15 protein-coding genes are annotated in these 15,655 nt (G+C 71.3%); 11 read left to right on the forward strand and 4 right to left on the reverse strand.

From position 1 onward, the window contains the following. Positions 1-16: 16 nt before the first annotated feature. The gene (locus ACYAF3_RS00735; protein WP_003123102.1) at positions 17-2,056 is read right to left on the reverse strand and encodes an FUSC family protein; all 2,040 of its coding nucleotides are present in this window, start codon (positions 2,054-2,056) and stop codon (positions 17-19) included. Positions 2,057-2,356: 300 nt separating this feature from the next. Between ACYAF3_RS00735 and ACYAF3_RS00740 the strand changes: the two genes are divergently transcribed. The 5 genes from ACYAF3_RS00740 to ACYAF3_RS00760 all read left to right on the forward strand — a co-directional run bounded on the left by ACYAF3_RS00740 (position 2,357) and on the right by ACYAF3_RS00760 (position 6,681). Continuing rightward, on the forward strand, positions 2,357-3,025 hold the full coding sequence (locus tag ACYAF3_RS00740; protein WP_003086767.1) for a GntR family transcriptional regulator: 669 nt from the start codon (positions 2,357-2,359) through the stop codon (positions 3,023-3,025). Between the two features lie 116 nt (positions 3,026-3,141). Beyond that, positions 3,142-4,086: a 4-hydroxyproline epimerase gene (locus tag ACYAF3_RS00745; protein ID WP_003082577.1), complete on the forward strand. Its 945-nt coding sequence runs from the start codon at positions 3,142-3,144 to the stop codon at positions 4,084-4,086. Further along, positions 4,083-5,198: a D-hydroxyproline dehydrogenase subunit beta LhpB gene (gene lhpB / locus ACYAF3_RS00750; RefSeq protein ID WP_003120522.1), complete on the forward strand. Its 1,116-nt coding sequence runs from the start codon at positions 4,083-4,085 to the stop codon at positions 5,196-5,198. The genes ACYAF3_RS00745 and lhpB overlap by 4 nt, the downstream gene beginning before the upstream one ends. Further along, positions 5,195-5,431 (forward strand): (2Fe-2S)-binding protein, encoded by a 237-nt coding sequence (locus ACYAF3_RS00755; RefSeq protein ID WP_003114956.1) that lies wholly within the window; start codon positions 5,195-5,197, stop codon positions 5,429-5,431. The genes lhpB and ACYAF3_RS00755 overlap by 4 nt, the downstream gene beginning before the upstream one ends. Continuing rightward, entirely contained in the window at positions 5,428-6,681 is a 1,254-nt protein-coding gene (locus tag ACYAF3_RS00760) for an NAD(P)/FAD-dependent oxidoreductase (RefSeq protein WP_003114957.1), read from the forward strand. The genes ACYAF3_RS00755 and ACYAF3_RS00760 overlap by 4 nt, the downstream gene beginning before the upstream one ends. Here ACYAF3_RS00760 and ACYAF3_RS00765 read toward each other — a convergent pair. Then, positions 6,678-7,580: a DMT family transporter gene (locus ACYAF3_RS00765; RefSeq protein ID WP_003114958.1), complete on the reverse strand. Its 903-nt coding sequence runs from the start codon at positions 7,578-7,580 to the stop codon at positions 6,678-6,680. The two genes, ACYAF3_RS00760 and ACYAF3_RS00765, sit on opposite strands and share 4 nt — an antisense overlap. A 99-nt stretch (positions 7,581-7,679) precedes the next feature. On the opposite strand from ACYAF3_RS00765, the gene ACYAF3_RS00770 reads away from it, so the two are divergent. Beyond that, positions 7,680-8,546: a LysR family transcriptional regulator gene (locus ACYAF3_RS00770; RefSeq protein WP_003082572.1), complete on the forward strand. Its 867-nt coding sequence runs from the start codon at positions 7,680-7,682 to the stop codon at positions 8,544-8,546. Positions 8,547-8,608: 62 nt separating this feature from the next. Here ACYAF3_RS00770 and ACYAF3_RS00775 read toward each other — a convergent pair whose 3' ends face one another. Together ACYAF3_RS00775 and ACYAF3_RS00780 are read right to left on the reverse strand one after the other, a co-directional pair. After that, positions 8,609-8,773 (reverse strand): HTH domain-containing protein, encoded by a 165-nt coding sequence (locus ACYAF3_RS00775; protein ID WP_394547541.1) that lies wholly within the window; start codon positions 8,771-8,773, stop codon positions 8,609-8,611. Positions 8,774-8,842: 69 nt separating this feature from the next. Continuing rightward, entirely contained in the window at positions 8,843-9,787 is a 945-nt protein-coding gene (locus ACYAF3_RS00780; protein ID WP_003082569.1) for a helix-turn-helix transcriptional regulator, read from the reverse strand. A 38-nt stretch (positions 9,788-9,825) separates the two neighbouring features. Between ACYAF3_RS00780 and ACYAF3_RS00785 the strand changes: the two genes are divergently transcribed. From ACYAF3_RS00785 to ACYAF3_RS00805, 5 genes are all read left to right on the forward strand, one after another. Beyond that, positions 9,826-11,268, forward strand: a complete 1,443-nt coding sequence (locus tag ACYAF3_RS00785; RefSeq protein ID WP_003114961.1) for an MFS transporter — start codon at positions 9,826-9,828, stop codon at positions 11,266-11,268. 41 nt (positions 11,269-11,309) lie between these two features. After that, the gene (locus ACYAF3_RS00790) at positions 11,310-12,107 is read left to right on the forward strand and encodes an AraC family transcriptional regulator (protein ID WP_003110834.1); all 798 of its coding nucleotides are present in this window, start codon (positions 11,310-11,312) and stop codon (positions 12,105-12,107) included. A 257-nt stretch (positions 12,108-12,364) separates the two neighbouring features. Then, positions 12,365-13,186, forward strand: a complete 822-nt coding sequence (locus tag ACYAF3_RS00795; RefSeq protein WP_003082561.1) for an ABC transporter substrate-binding protein — start codon at positions 12,365-12,367, stop codon at positions 13,184-13,186. Positions 13,187-13,244: 58 nt separating this feature from the next. Next, a complete protein-coding gene (gene lhpI / locus ACYAF3_RS00800; protein WP_128669438.1) occupies positions 13,245-14,987 on the forward strand; it encodes a cis-3-hydroxy-L-proline dehydratase in 1,743 nt (580 codons plus the stop codon). Beyond that, positions 14,987-15,652 (forward strand): amino acid ABC transporter permease, encoded by a 666-nt coding sequence (locus ACYAF3_RS00805; RefSeq protein WP_003082559.1) that lies wholly within the window; start codon positions 14,987-14,989, stop codon positions 15,650-15,652. Before lhpI ends, ACYAF3_RS00805 begins: the two co-directional genes overlap by 1 nt. Positions 15,653-15,655: the final 3 nt, after the last annotated feature.

Raw genomic sequence — 15,655 nt, forward strand, 5'->3', positions numbered from 1 at the left:
GCCGGCCACCGCAGAACTAGCGCCCGGCTCCGGGGAGCGGGTCCGCGCGCAGCGCCGTCCCGGCCGGAGCATGGCTGCGGCACCACTGCCGCCAGGTGGCCTGCAACTGCACCAGCGCGGCGCCGGCCAGCTCGCCGCGTTCGCTGCCGGCCAGCGGGCTGGCGGCCAGGGCCTTGAGCAGGCGCGCGGTCGGCGGGTCGAGGGCGTGTTCACGCTCAGCCCGCGGGCCATCGCCCAGCAGCGCCAGGCGCAGGCGCCGCAGGTAGCGGTCGCGGGCCTGCGCCAGGGACGCCGGGACCTCCTCCAGGCACTGCCGCAGGTAGAGCAGCTCGTCGCCGAAGTCGAGTCCCATCAGGCCGTCCGACCAGGGCTGGCGGCGCCCCTCCGGCAAACGGTCGTAGCGCTGCGCCAGGCGGATCAGGCGATCCGCGGTGCGCCCGCCGAACCAGGCCTCGGCCTGCGCCGGCGAGCGCAGGGTGAGCCGCGCCAGGTCGCCGAGGGTGGCCTGCAGCATGCGCCGGTAATGGCGTTCGCCCGGCCGCAGGCTGACCAGGTTGAACACCAGCACGGCGAAGGCCACCCCGAGCACCGTCGACAGGGCGTTGTTGAGGAAGTGCGCGAGGTCGTAGCTCATGCTGTTGCTCGGCGCGACGTTCTTCACGAAGAAGATGCAGAACGGCGAGGCGATCCCGGCCAGGCTCGCCCGGTTCACGCACAGCGCGGCGAAGAACAGCGGTACGCCCAGGCCCAGGCAGAGCAGCGGGAAGCCGTCCACGCCGGGCAGGTAGAACAGTGCGACGAAGCCGGCCAGCGGGATCGACAGGAGGATCCCGCGAAGGAAGTTCAGGCCGGCCTGGGCCGGGTTGTCGCGGCTGGCGAAGAGACTCAGCACCACCCCGGTGATCGACACCGCGCCCAACCCGCTCGGCCAGGCGCTGGCCAGCCAGAACGCGGCCACGCAGAGGAACGCCAGGGCGCTGCGCAGGCCGAACAGCACGCCGCGCTCGATGTCCCGGTGCCAGGCGATGGCGCCCGGCGCCTGGCGGGTGGGCGCACCATAGACCAGCGCCTCGACGCTGCGCCCGGCCGCCCTCGCCTCGCCGAGCAGGCGTTCGAGGCAGACCAGGCACAGGTGCAACTGTCCGTGCGCCGCGTCCAGCGCCAGGCGCAAGCGCTGCCGGCAGGCCTCGAACTCGGCCTGGCGGCCCTCGCGCAACAGTGCCTCGAGTTCTTCCAGCCAGGGCTGCAAGGCGTGCGCGCTGGCCGGATCGAGCAGCCTCCGCTCGCGAGCCACCTTGCGCGCCGCGCGCAGCAGGCCGAGCAGGTCGAGGCCTAGCACGCGCAAGGCCTGGGAGCGGGCGCGGCCGAGCGCACCCTCGAACCAGGCGTGGTCGCGCTGGGCGTCCGCCGCGGCGATCCGCCCCAGCGCCGCGAGCAGCTCGCCGCGTTCGTCGGCGCCGCGCAGCTCCGCCGCGGCCGCCTGCAAGCCGGCCTCCCAGGCCGCCTTGCCCTGGTTCGCCAACTGGCGTTCCAGGCGCCGCGGCCAGAGCAGTACATTCACCAGCGCCGCGCAGAGGATGCCCAGGCCGATCTCCGAGCAGCGGGCCACCGCCTGGTCGAACACCGTCGCCGGATCGGCGCTGGCCGGCAGGGCGACGATCGCCGCGGTGTAGCCGGCCAGGACGAAACCGTAGGACGCATGGTTGTGCAGCAGCGACGCGCCGGCGGTGCAGAACGCCAGCCAGAGCGCCATCAGCAGGAGGAAGGGCAGCGACGCCTGACCATAGAGCGCGACCATGCCGATGGACACCAGCGCACCGGCGCAGGTGCCGATCAGGCGGAACATGCCCTTGGCCAGGACCATGCCGCTATAGGGCTGGCTGACCACGAACACCGTCATCAATGCCCATTGCGGCTGCTCCAGCTCCAGGCTGAAGGCCAGGTACAGGGCCAACCCGCCGGCCAGCAGGGCCTTCACGGCGAACTGCAGTTCGTGCAGACGCGGGCACAGCAGCACCTGCACCAGGTCGGAGGAAAAGAAGGAAGGCTTGGCCATCGCGGACGCCCCGAAATACATGAGCGAGCGAATTATTAGCAAGCTAATTTTCTATTGTCCAGCCTCTCCGCGAACTTTCCGGAAGAGCGTTTCGCCCTGCGAAACATGCGCCGCCGCCCGCACCTCTCCTGCGTGGGAGGCATCACGCCAAGAGCGTCCCGCAGCAGCACGGAGGCCCACTGGAGCCAACCAACACGCCTGCGCAGAAGGCGCCAACCGGCAGCGGCAGCCGCCGAGCGTTCGTATACAATATCCCGCACGTTCCCAACGCCACGCAGGTTGCCCCGCTTGCCTCTCTCCATGCTCAACGCCCCTAACCTGGGCATCGCTCCTTCGGCCTCCGAGATCATCGCCAAGCACCTGCGCGAAGCGATCATCGCCGGGCATTTCGCCGAGGACGAACCGATCCGCCAGGACGACATCGCGCAACTCTTCAATGTCAGCAAGATTCCCGTCCGCGAGGCCCTCAAGCGCCTGGAAGCGGAAGGCCTGGTGCTGTTCCAGCGCAACAAGGGCGCGGTGGTGACGCGTATTTCCGAACCGGAACTGGCGCAGATGTTCGAAGTGCGGGTGCTGCTCGAGGCGCAGGCGATCCGCCTGGCGGTGCCGAACATGGACGAGACCACCTTCGCCCGCGCCGAGGCGATCTGCGCCGACTTCGTCGGCGAAGACAACGTCGGCCGCTGGGCCGAACTCAACTGGCAACTGCACGCCTGCCTCTACGAACCGGCGCAGCGGCCGTTCCTGGTCAACCTGATCCGCTCCATCCACGACAAGCTGGAACGCTACCTGCGCATGCAGATGAGCCTGTCCGAAGGCAAGCAGCGCGCCGACCAGGAACACCGCGAGATCGTCGCCGCCTGTCGCGCCGGCGATGCCGAACGGGCCGCGGCACTGATCGAGGCACATATCGTCGGGGTCTGCCGGACCCTCTACGAACACCTGCCGAACCGCCCGGCCAGCACCTGAGCCGGGCCATCCCGGCTATGCCGCTTTCGTCATCCGCCTGAGCGAAAACCCTCAAGCGCCCCGCCCCGCCGAAACGCCACCCTGTGGCGCATTCCCCGGCACAGGCGAGGGCCACCATGCAACGCATCCGCATCATCGATTCGCATACCGGCGGCGAGCCCACCCGCCTGGTCATCGGCGGTTTTCCCGATCTCGGCCAGGGCGACATGGCCGAGCGCCGGCGCCTGCTCGGCGAGCGCCACGACGCCTGGCGCGCCGCCTGCATCCTCGAACCGCGCGGCAGCGACGTACTGGTCGGCGCCCTGCTCTGCGCACCGGTCGATCCCGAAGCCTGTGCCGGAGTGATCTTCTTCAACAACAGTGGCTACCTCGGCATGTGCGGCCACGGCACCATCGGCCTGGTCGCCTCGCTGGCACACCTCGGGCGGATCGGTCCCGGCGTGCACCGCATCGAGACGCCGGTCGGCGAGGTCGAGGCGACCCTCCACGAGGACGGCTCGGTCAGCGTGCGCAACGTGCCGGCCTACCGCTACCGTCGCCAGGTCAGCGTCGAAGTGCCCGGCATCGGCCGGGTCAGCGGCGACATCGCCTGGGGCGGCAACTGGTTCTTCCTAGTCGCCGGACACGGCCAGCGCATCGCCGGCGACAACCTCGACGCCCTCACCGCCTACACCGTCGCCGTCCAGCAGGCGCTGGAAGACCAGGGCATCCGCGGCGAGGACGGCGGCGCCATCGATCACATCGAACTGTTCGCCGACGATCCCCACGCCGACAGCCGCAACTTCGTGCTCTGTCCCGGCAAGGCCTACGACCGCTCGCCCTGCGGCACCGGCACCAGCGCCAAGCTGGCCTGCCTGGCCGCCGACGGCAAGCTGCTGCCCGGCCAGCCCTGGCGCCAGGCGAGCGTGATCGGCAGCCAGTTCGAGGGGCGTTACGAATGGCTCGACGGCCAGCCCGGCGGGCGCATCGTGCCGACCATCCGCGGCCGCGCCCACGTCAGCGCGGAAGCCACCCTGCTGCTGGCGGACGACGATCCGTTCGCCTGGGGCATCCGCCGGTGAACGCCGAGGTCATCGTGGTCGGCGCCGGCATCGTCGGCAGCGCCTGCGCCCATGAACTGGCGCGTCGCGGCCTCGACGTACTGGTGCTGGACAGCCGCCGCGGCGGTGCCACCGCGGTGGGCATGGGGCACCTGGTGGCGATGGACGACAACCCGGCCGAACTGGCCCTCAGCGACTACTCGATCCAGGCCTGGCGCACCTGGGCGGCGGATCTGCCGGAAGACTGCGCGTACCGCAATTGCGGCACCCTCTGGCTGGCCGCCGACGCCGCCGAACTCGCCGAAGCCGAGCGCAAGCGCCAGGCCCTGCTGGCCGCCGGCGTCGCCTGCGAGATGCTCGACGCCGCGCGCCTGCGTGACTTGGAACCGGTCTTGCGGCCAGGCCTCGCCGGCGCCCTGAAGGTGCCGGGCGACGGCATCCTCTACGCGCCCAACGCGGCGCGCTGGCTGCTCGAACGAGCCGGCCCGCGCCTGCGTCGATTGCACGCCGAAGTCAGCGAAGTGGACGGCAGCCGCCTGCGCCTGGCCGACGGCCGCTGGCTGAGCGCCGAGGCGCTGGTGCTGGCCAACGGCATCCATGCCGGCGAGCTGTGCGCGGAGCTGCCGATCCGCCCGAAGAAAGGCCACCTGCTGATCACCGACCGCTATCCCGGCACCCTCCGCCATCAACTGGTGGAACTCGGCTATGTCAGCAGCGCCCACGCCAGCAGCGGTACCTCGGTAGCCTTCAACGCCCAGCCACGCCCCACCGGGCAGGTCTTCCTCGGCTCCTCGCGGCAGTTCGACACGCTCGACCCGCAGGTGGAAGGCCCGGTGCTGGCGCGCATGCTGCGGCGTGCCCTGGACTACCTGCCGGGGCTCGCCGGCCTCAATGCGATCCGCGCCTGGACCGGCTTCCGCGCCGCCACTCCGGACGGCCTGCCGCTGCTTGGCGAGCACCCGGCGCAGCCGGGCCTGTGGCTGGCAGTCGGCCACGAGGGCCTGGGCGTGACCACCGCGCCGGGCAGCGCGCGCCTGCTCGCCGCCCAGTTGTTCGGCGAAACGCCGCCGCTGGATGCCACGCCTTATCTGCCGCAACGCTTCCTCTCCAGCTCCGGGAGTGCCCGTCCATGATCGAACTGTTCATCGACCGGCGTCCGCTGCGGGTCGCCGTCGGTACCAGCGTGGCGGCCGCCCTCGCCCTCGGCGGCGACGGCTGCTCCCGCAGCGCGGTCGGCGGCGGGCGGCGCGCGCCGTTCTGCGGCATGGGCGCGTGCCAGGAATGCCGGGTATTGATCGACGGTCGGCGACGCCTGGCCTGCCAGACCGTCTGCCAATCCGGCATGCGCGTGGAGACCCAGGCATGAGCGCCGACTACGACCTGCTGATCGTCGGTGCAGGCCCCGCCGGCCTGGCCGCAGCGCTGGCCGCCGCGCCGAGCGGCGCGCGCATCGCCCTGGTCGACGACAACCCGGCCGCCGGCGGACAGATCTGGCGCGACGGCCCGCGTGCCAGCCTGCCGCCGCGTGCCCATCAGATGCGCCAACGCCTGGCCGGGCAGGCCAATGTCGAGCACTTCCCGGCGACCCGGGTGGTCGCCTGCGGTCCCGGCAGGCGCCTGTTGCTGGAAGACCCGCAACGTGGCTGGCAGGTCGGCTACCGACGCCTGGTCCTCTGCACCGGCGCCCGCGAACTGCTGCTGCCTTTTCCCGGCTGGACCCTCCCCGGCGTCACCGGCGCCGGCGGCCTGCAGGCGTTGGCCAAGGGCGGCCTGCCACTGGCCGGCCAGCGCCTGGTGGTGGCTGGCTCCGGCCCGCTGCTGCTGGCCAGCGCCGCCAGCGCCAGCCAGTGCGGGGCGCGCCTGCTGCGCGTCGCCGAACAGGCGCCGGCGAGAACCCTGGCCGCCTTCGCCGTACGCCTCCCGCGCTGGCCCGGCAAGCTGTGGCAGGCCGCCGGCCTGTTCGCCCGTAGCTACCGCGCCGACAGCTACGTGCTCGCCGCCCTCGGCGAGGAGCGCCTGGAAGCCGTGCGCCTGCGCGAAGGCGGTCGGGTCCGCGAGATCGCCTGCGAACGCCTGGCCTGCGGCTTCGGCCTGGTGCCCAACGTGCAACTCGGCCAGGCCCTCGGCTATCGCCTCGACGGCCCGGCGCTCGCCGTCGACGAATGGCAGGCCGGCAGCCTGCCCGACCACTACGCCGCCGGCGAATGCACCGGCTTCGGCGGCAGCGAACTGGCCCTGGTGGAAGGCGCCATCGCCGGCCATGCCGCCGTCGACGAGCGCGACGCGGCTCGCCGCCTGTGGCCACGACGGCGACGCTGGCAGGGCTTCGCCGACACCCTGGCGCGACACTTCGCCCTGCGTGCCGAACTGCGTCAACTGGCGGAGGCGGATACCCTGGTCTGCCGTTGCGAAGACGTCCCCTTGGCCGCGCTGGCCGGGCATGCCGGCTGGACCGAGGCCAAGCTGCACAGCCGTTGCGGCATGGGCGCCTGCCAGGGGCGGATATGCGGCAGCGCCGCGCAATTCCTGTTCGGCTGGACGCCTCCGGCGCCGCGTCCGCCGTTCAGCCCGGCGCGCCTGGAGACCCTGGCCCGCTGGCAGGGCGACGCCGGCTAGCGACGCTCGGCGCGATACAGCCAGCCGAGGCCGGCCAGCGACAGCAGCAGACCACCCAGCAGCATGGGTGTCAGCGGCTCGGCGAACATCCAGTGCGCCCATAGCAGGGTCAGCGCCGGGCTCAGGTACAGCGCCGCGCTGCCACCCTGTGCGGAAAGATGGCGCAGGCCCAGCCAGTACAGGCCGTAGCCGCCGAAGGTGGGCAGCAGCACCAGCCAGGCGAGCCCGAACAGGAATCCGCCGGACAGCGGCGGCCGCAGGCTACCCTCCGCCAGCGCCAGGCCGGCGAACGCCGGCAGCGCGGCGCCGATCTGCACGAACAGCACCACGGCCAGCGATCCCGGCGCATCGTCCCAGCGCTTCTGCAACAGGGTGGCCAGGGCCAGCGCCAGCATGCCCAGCAGCGGCAGGCCGTAGGCCCAGCCCGGCGCCCGCCCCAGCGCCAGCGCCGCATGCCCGGCCCAGAGCACCCCGGCGACGCCCAGGGCGATCCCCGGCCACTGCCCCGGCCGCGTTCGCTGCCCCGGCAGGACCAGCGCCAGCAAGGCCACCAGCAGCGGCAACAGGTCGGCCATCAGCGCCGCCACGCCCGGCGAAACGCCGAGTTCGATGGCCTTGGCGATCGGCGCGATGTAGCCCGCGTAGGCCAACGCCCCGATCAGCGCCTGGCGCCGCCACTGGCGCGCCGACAACCGGCGCAGCCCGGCCCAGGCGAAGGGCAGCAGCAGCGCCAGGCAAACGGCGAAGCGCCAGAAGCTTGTGAGGAACACCGGCGCCTGTTCCATGGCATAGCGGTAGCCGACGAAGCCGGAACTCCAGGCCAGTACCATCCCCAGTTGCACGGCCAGCAGGCGGGTCGCCCCGGGCATCGCTCGCGGGGTGCAGGTGGTCGCGCGCATCGCTCGCCTCCGTCGGTCAGGTTCGAGTCGAGGCTAGGCGGCCTCCGCCGCTACTATCAAACGAAACTATCTGCACCAGTCATGCAGGAAATCGGAACCATGAGCGCCAACCTGGATATCGAGCTGCTGCGTACCTTCCATGCCATCCTGCGCTTCGGCCGCTTTCTCGCCGCGGCCAGCCACCTCAACCGCAGCCCCTCGGCGGTGAGCACCCACGTCCGGCGCCTGGAGGAACTGGCCGGTGGCCGGCTGTTCGAGCGCGACAACCAGTCGGTGCGGCTGACCCCGCTGGGGCAGCGGTTCCAGCGCCAGACCGCCGAGCTGCTGGAAACCCACGACCGCGTGCTCGCCGGGTTGCGCAGACGGGAAGAGCCGCTGCGCGTGCGCTTCGGCATTTCCGAGGAATACGCCGGCAAGCTGCTCGGCCGCCTCCTGCCACGCCTCGGCGCGGAACTGCCGGCGCTGGAGCTGGAGGTGCTCACCGACGCCAGCGGCAGGCTGGCCGGACGCCTGCGGCGCGGCCAGCTGGACCTCGCCCTGCTGGTGCAAGCGCAAGACGAAACCCCGTACGACGGGCACTCCCGCGAGATCGGCGGCACCCAGCCGGTGTGGGTCGCCGGCCACGGCCTGCGGATCGATCCGCAACGCCCGCTGCCGCTGGCCCTGCACGGCCAGGGTTGTCCCTATCGGCAGGCGCTGCTGGAAGCCCTCGGCGCGACGGGCCGGCGCTGGCGCACGGTGGTCAGCAGTCCCGGCGCGGCGGCGCTGGAAGCGGCCATCGAAGGCGGCCTGGCGATCGGCGTGATCGACCGTGCGCGGGTCGGCCCGACGATGCGCGTGCTGGGGCCGGCGGAGGGCTTCGCCGAACTGCCCGCCCACCGCATTCGCCTGGCCTTCGCCCCGGGAGAGCGGCCGCCGGCGCTGGAGCGCCTCGGCGAACTGATCGCCGAGGAGTTCCGGCTCTGAGCCGCTACAGCGCCGGGCGCTAGACCCGCAGGCGGTGGCCGTCTGTCAGTTTCCGGCAGCATTCACTCACTGCGCGGCGATGCTTTCCCGTTCACGCCACTCGCGCAGCAACGCCTGGTGCCGGCGCCGCCCTCGATGTGCGCGCCCTGCTGTCGCAGGGTGGCGATATCGCGGTAGAGGGTGCGCAGGCTGATCCCCAGTTCGCCGGCGAGCACATGCCCGGCCACCGGGTAACGGTGCCGGCGCAGAATCTGCAGCAGGTCGAGCAGGCGCTGGCTACGGGACAGGGCGCCGACTCAAAGTTGCTCCAGGCAGTCGCGGGCGTGGTCGTCGAGGGGGACGAAGACCAGCAGGCGATCGCCGTTCTTCGGCGCCGACCACCAGTTGGTCTGCTGCAGTTCGAATTCGCCGCAGCGCGCATGACGGAAGCGCTTGAGCTGGTTTTCGATACCCATCACCTCGTTGCGCCGCCAGATCTCGCGGAACTCCGCCGAAGCCTCCAGGCAGCGCTGCAACTGCCGCTCCCACAGCGGATCGCCCATGCGCTCGACCATTGCCGCGCGGAAGAAGCCGACCATCCGCGGCAACGCCTCCTCGCGGTTGGCCATGCAGTAGCGCCAGCGCTCGTGGGTCAGCGCCAGGTAGATGCAGTTGCGGTCTTCCTCGGGGATCTCCGCCAGGTCGATGCCCACCAGCCGGCAATAGGCGCGGTTGTAGCCGCGGATGTCGAAACGGGCGTTCTGCACCATGGCCGGCAACGGGTCGAGGGCATCGAGGATGGCCTGGGTGGCGGCCGAGGGCTTCTCGCAGACCGCCCGCCGCGCCGAGGTCGGCGCGGCCAGCCCGGCGAGGTTGAACAGGTGGTGGGTTTCCGTCTCGTTGCACAGCAGGGCCCGGGCGATGGCTCCGATCACCTGCTCCGAAGCGCGTACCGCGCGGCCCTGCTCCAGCCAGGTGTACCAGGTCACGCCGACCCCGGCGAGCTGCGCCACCTCCTCGCGACGCAGGCCCGGCGTGCGTCGGCGGCCGAGGCGGGAAATGCCGACCCGCTGCGGCTCGATGCTTTCCCGCCGGCGGCGCAGGAAGGCCCCCAGCTGTTCGGCGCGGGACGGCTGCGCGGGGCTTTCCGCAGCGTGGCTGGCAGGGGCGTCGAGGGGCATGGCGAAGTCCTCCGAAGGGCAGACGGGTAGCGCCAATACCAGGATAAGCAAGAACTGGTACCGGGTTAGCCAGAAGCGCATGCTGCCAGCCCACTCCCTTCCGCACAAGGACTCCGCCCATGCCCAGCACCGTCTCGTCGTCGCGGCTCGGCCTCGCCGGGCTCTGCATCCTGCTGGCGGGGCAACTGTTGCCGATGATCGATTTCTCCATCGTCAACGTCGCCCTCGACGCCCTCGCCCATTCCCTCGGCGCCAGCGAAACCGAACTGGAACTGATCGTCGCCGTCTACGGCGTGGCCTTCGCCGTGTGCCTGGCGATGGGCGGCCGGCTTGGCGACAACTACGGCCGTCGCCGCCTGTTCGTTCTCGGCGTCGCCCTGTTCGCCGTCGCCTCGTTGCTTTGCGGGCTGGCCGGTTCGGTCTGGCTGCTGTTGGTGGCGCGCGCCCTGCAGGGCGTCGGCGCGGCGCTGGTCGTGCCGCAGATTCTCGCCACCCTGCATGTCAGCCTCAGCGGCCACGCGCATTCCCGCGCGCTGGCCGCCTACGGCGCCATCGGCGGCCTGGCCTTCGTCGTCGGCCAGGTGCTCGGCGGCTTCCTGGTCTCCGCCGACATCGGCGGCCTCGGCTGGCGCAGCGTGTTCCTGATCAACCTGCCGATCTGCCTCGGCATTCTCCTTTGCAGCCGCCGCTGGGTACCGGAGACCCGCGCCGAGCATGCCGCCCGCGTCGACGCGCCGGGCACCCTGTTGCTCGCCGCGCTGATCCTCTGCCTGCTGCTGCCGCTGGCTCTCGGCCCATCGCTGCACTGGTCCTGGCCCTGCGCCCTGCTGTTGGCGGCGGCGGTGCCGCTGCTGGCCTGGCTGTGGCGCACCGAGTTGCGCCAGGAACGCCGCCAGGCCTGGCCGTTGCTGCCGCCGTCGCTGCTGCGCCTGCCGAGCATCCGCTTCGGCCTGTTGCTGGCGATCCTGTTCTTCGCCTGCTGGAGCGGCTTCATGTTCGCCCTCGCCCTGGCCCTGCAGGCCGGCGCCGGTCTCTCGCCGGTACAGGCCGGCAATGCCTTCATCGCCCTCGGCGCCTCCTACTTCGTCTCGGCGCTGCTCACCGCCCGGGTGGCGGCGCGGATCGGCCCGGTACGCCTGCTGCTGCTCGGCTGCGTCATCCAGATGTGCGGCCTGCTCGGCCTGATGCTGACCCTGCAACGGGTCTGGCCGCAGCCGGGCATCCTCAACCTGGCGCCGGCGACCCTGGTGATCGGCTTCGGCCAGGCGTTCATCGTCAGCAGCTTCTTCCGCATCGGCCTCTCGGAGGTGCCGGCCGCCCAGGCCGGCGCCGGCAGCGCCATGCTCGCCACCGTCCAGCAGGCCTCCCTCGGCCTCGGCTCGGCGCTGCTCGGCGCGGTGTTCGCGCACAGGCTGGAGCGCCATGGCGACTACCTGGAAGCGACGCAGACGACCCTGGCCGTCGAGTTCGTCCTGATGACGCTGCTGCTCGGCGCCACCTGCCTCTTCTACCTGCGCCGCGTGCGCACGGTGCCATTGCGCTGCGACTCGCCGGGCAACTGAGGCGCGCGGCCGGGCCCTGTTCCCGGCCGCCGGCGCCCCGTATGCTGGCGCGGTCCCCCAGCCAGGCCTTCGCCCCGATGCACGACCTGCTCGCCGCCCCGCCCCCCGCCGACCTCGCCAGCCTGCTGGCCAGCCTGCGCCAGGTCGAGGCGCTGCTCGACGCCATGCCCGGCGTGGTGTTCTTCGTCAAGGACGAGCGCGCCCGCTACGTCCTGGTCAACCGCACCCTGGCACGCCGCTGCGGCGTGAAGGACAAGGCCGAACTGCTCGGCCGCAGCGCCGACGAGGTCTTCCCTTCCAGCCTCGGTCCGCTCTATGCCGAGCAGGATCGGCGCGTGCTGCGCGGCGGCGCGACGCTGGAGAACCAGTTGGAGCTGCACCTCTATCCCGGTCGCCAGCCGGGCTGGTGCCTGACCCACAAGCAGGCGCTGCGCGATGCCGACGGGGCGATCATCGGCATGGCCGGCATCTCCCACGACCTGCCGGCGGCGCAGTCGGCGCACCCGGCCTACGGCCGGCTGGCGGCGGTGGATGCGCATATCCGCGAGCACTACGACCAGCCGCTCAGCCTCGCCGATCTCACTGCCATCGCCGGGCTCTCGGTGGCGCAACTGGAACGTCACTGCAAGCGCATCTTCCAGCTCACCCCACGGCAGATGATCCACAAGGCGCGGCTCGGCGCCGCCTCGCAACTGCTCGCCGGCGACGCGCCGATCACCGAGATCGCCCTGCGCTGCGGCTACACCGACCACAGCGCCTTCAGCCGCCAGTTCAAGGCGCTCACCGGACTCTCGCCGAGCCAGTACCGCGAGACCCATCGCCAGCCCCGAAAAGCGTAACGCCTCGCCCCGCCACGGGGCGGCGGTAGCAATCCTGCTCCCTTTTGTAACACCGCCGGCCGCGCCCGAGCGGGGCGCAGTCCGGCGCGGCCTGGCACAGCGACGCGCCAGCCAAAGCGGTCGCGCTCCAGCGAAAGGTTTTTTATCGCCGTCGGACGAGGTTCTGGCACAGCCATTGCTCACTTAAAATATCGTATACGAAATCACAAATACGGGATTTGCCGCCCTCCCACTCAACCGCATCGCCAGAGGCCCCCATGAATACCAAGAAGACCCTTGCCCTAGCCCTCACCGCTGCCCTGGGCTGTTCCCTCGCCGGTCTCGCCCAGGCCGACAAGCTCGACGACATCATCGAGTCCGGCAAGCTGCGCTGCGCCGTCACCCTGGACTTTCCGCCGATGGGCTCGCGCGATGCACAGAACAACCCGGTGGGCTTCGACGTCGATTACTGCAACGACCTGGCGAAGGCCCTGGACGTCAAGGCGGAGATCGTCGAGACGCCCTTTCCCGACCGCATCCCGGCGCTGGTGTCGGGTCGCGCCGACGTGATCGTCGCATCCACCTCGGACACCCTGGAGCGGGCCAAGACCATCGGCATGAGCATCCCCTACTTCGCCTTCGTCAAGGTGGTACTGACCCGCGAGGACACCGGCATCGCCAGCTACGAGGACCTCAAGGGCCGCCCGGTCGGCGGCACCGCCGGCACCTTCGAGGCGCTGGCCCTGGAGAAGGACAGCAAGGCCTGGGGCGACGCCAAGGGCAGCTTCCGCGCCTACCAGTCCGAGGCCGACACCGCCCTGGCGATCAGCCAGGGGCATATCGACGCCACGGTCGTCTCTTCCACCGTCGCCGCCTCGTGGATCAAGTCGGGCAAGTACAAGGGCCTGAAGATCGCCGGTGACGCGCCCTATGACATCGACTACGTGGCCCTCGGCGCCAAGCGCAACGAATACGGCCTGCTCAACTACCTGAACCTGTTCATCAACCAGCAGGTGCGCACCGGCCGCTACGCCGAGCTGGCGCAGAAATGGGTCGGCGGCACGGCGCCGGAGCTGACCACCAGCGCGGTCTACCGCTGAAGCCGAGGGCGCGGTCCGCCGCCGGGCCGCGCCGTTTCCCCCCGTCCTGGATGCGCCGATGAAGCACGCACACCTCATCGTTCCCCGTACCCTGGTCGCCGGCAGCGCGTCCGGCGAACTGCTGTACGCACCGACCGGCCTGAGCTTCTGGGGCGGCGTCGACCCGCGCAGCGCGGAAGTGATCGACCGTCACCACCCGCTCAGCGGCCGCCATCTACACGGCAGGCTGCTGGCGATTCCCGGTGGGCGCGGCTCCTGTACCGGCAGCAGCGTACTGCTGGAACTGATCCTCGGCGGACGTGCGCCGGCGGCGATCCTCCTGCGCGAACCGGACGAAATCCTCGCCCTCGGCGCGATCGTCGCCGAGGAACTGTTCGGCCGCTCGCTACCCATCGCCTGTCTCGGCGAGCGCTTCGACGAACTCGCCGCCTATCCCTGGGCGCGCCTGGCCGACGGACGCCTGGAACTCCACCGCGATGCCCCGCCGCCGCTGGAGACCCGACCCGCCGAAGCGCTGGCGACCGATGCCGGCCCACGACTGGACGCCTTCGACCAGGCCCTGCTCGCCGGCGAACACGGCGAAGCCGCACGCCTGGCGATGCGCATCGTCCTGCGCATGGCGGCGTTGCAGGGCGCGCAACGGCTGATCGACATCCAGCGCGCGCACATCGACGCTTGCATCTACACCGGCCCGGCCGGCCTGCGCTTCGCCGAGACCCTGCGCGACCTCGGTGCCCGGGTGCGGGTACCGACCACCCTCAACGCCATCTCCGTGGACCAGCGCCGTTGGCGCGAACAGGGCGTACCCGCCGCCCTCGGCGAGCCAGCCGCGGCCCTGGCCCAGGCCTATCTCGACATGGGCGCGCAGCCCAGCTTCACCTGCGCGCCCTACCTGCTCGACGACAGCGCGCGGGCCGGCGAACAGATCGTCTGGGCCGAGTCCAACGCGGTGCTCTTCGCCAACAGCGTGCTCGGCGCACGCACCAACAAGTACGCCGACTTCATGGATATCTGCTGCGCCCTCACCGGTCGCGCGCCGCTGGCCGGCTGCCACCTCGACGAGCAGCGCCAGGCGCGGGTACTGATCGAAGTGGAAGACCTCGGCAGCGTCGACGATGCCTTCTACCCGACCCTCGGCTACCTCTGCGGCCTGCTCTGCGACGGGCAGATCCCGGCGATCAACGGCCTGCGGCAGCGGCAGCCGGACCACGACGCGCTCAAGGCCTTCGGCGCGGCGCTGGGCACCAGTTCCTCGGTGCCGATGTTCCACGTCATCGGCGTCACCCCGGAAGCCCCTGACCTGGCCAGCGCCTTCGGCGGCCGCGCGCCGCGGCGGACCCTGCGGGTCGGACGCGAGCGCCTGCGCGACGCCTGGCGCGAGCTGGACAGCGCCGGCGAGACGCGGATCGACCTGGTGGCGCTGGGCAACCCGCACTTCTCCGCCAGCGAATTCGCCCAGCTCGCCGCGCTCTGCCACGGCCGCCGCAGACACCCGGAGGTAGCGCTGGTGATCACCAGCAGCCGGCAGGTCGTCGCCCAGGCCGAAGCGGCCGGGCACCTGGCGACGCTGCAGGCGTTCGGCGCGCGGCTGGTCACCGACACCTGCTGGTGCATGCTCGACGAACCGCTGGTGCCGCCGGGCGCGCGCACCCTGATGACCAACTCCGCCAAGTATGCCCACTACGCCCCCGGACTGGTCGGCCGCCAGGTGCGCTTCGCCGGCCTCGCCGGCTGCGTCGAGGCCGCCGTCGGCGGGCGGGCCCCCGCCGGGCTGCCCGCCTGGTTGAGCGAGGACTGCTGATGTTCGACTACACCTTCCACTGGCGCTCGGCGTTCAACGCCCTGCCGGAGATGCTCGCCGGCAGCCTGGTGACGCTCCAGGTCACCGCGCTGTCGATGCTCTTCGGCATCCTCATCGCCCTGCTCCTGGCCTTCGCCCGGCTCGGCGGCAACCGCCCGCTGCGCGCCGCCGCCGGAGCCTGGATCTCCATCGCGCGGAATACCCCGGCGCTGTTCCAGATCTACATCCTCTACTTCGGCCTGGGCTCCTTCGGCCTGCACGTCAGTTCCTGGTTCGCCCTGCTCGCCGGGGTCACCTTCAACAACGCCGGCTACCTCGCCGAGACCTTCCGCGGCGGCCTCCAGGCGGTGCCCGAGACCCAGTTGCGGGCGGCCCGCTCGCTGGGCATGAGCGCGCCGCAGGCCTATCGCCTGGTGGTGATCCCGCAGCTGCTGCGGGTGGTGTTCTACCCGCTGACCAACCAGTTGGTCTGGGCCATGCTGATGACCTCCCTCGGCGTGGTGGTGGGCCTGACCGACGACCTCACCGGCGTCACCCAGGCACTCAACGTCAAGACCTTCCGCACCTTCGAATACTTCGCCCTGGCCGCCGTCCTCTACTTCGCCATGGCCAAGCTGCTGGTGCTGGCCGCCCGCCTGCTGGGCTGGCGCCTGTTCCGTTACTGAGGG

Source organism: Pseudomonas sp. TZ252, assembly GCF_056110345.1.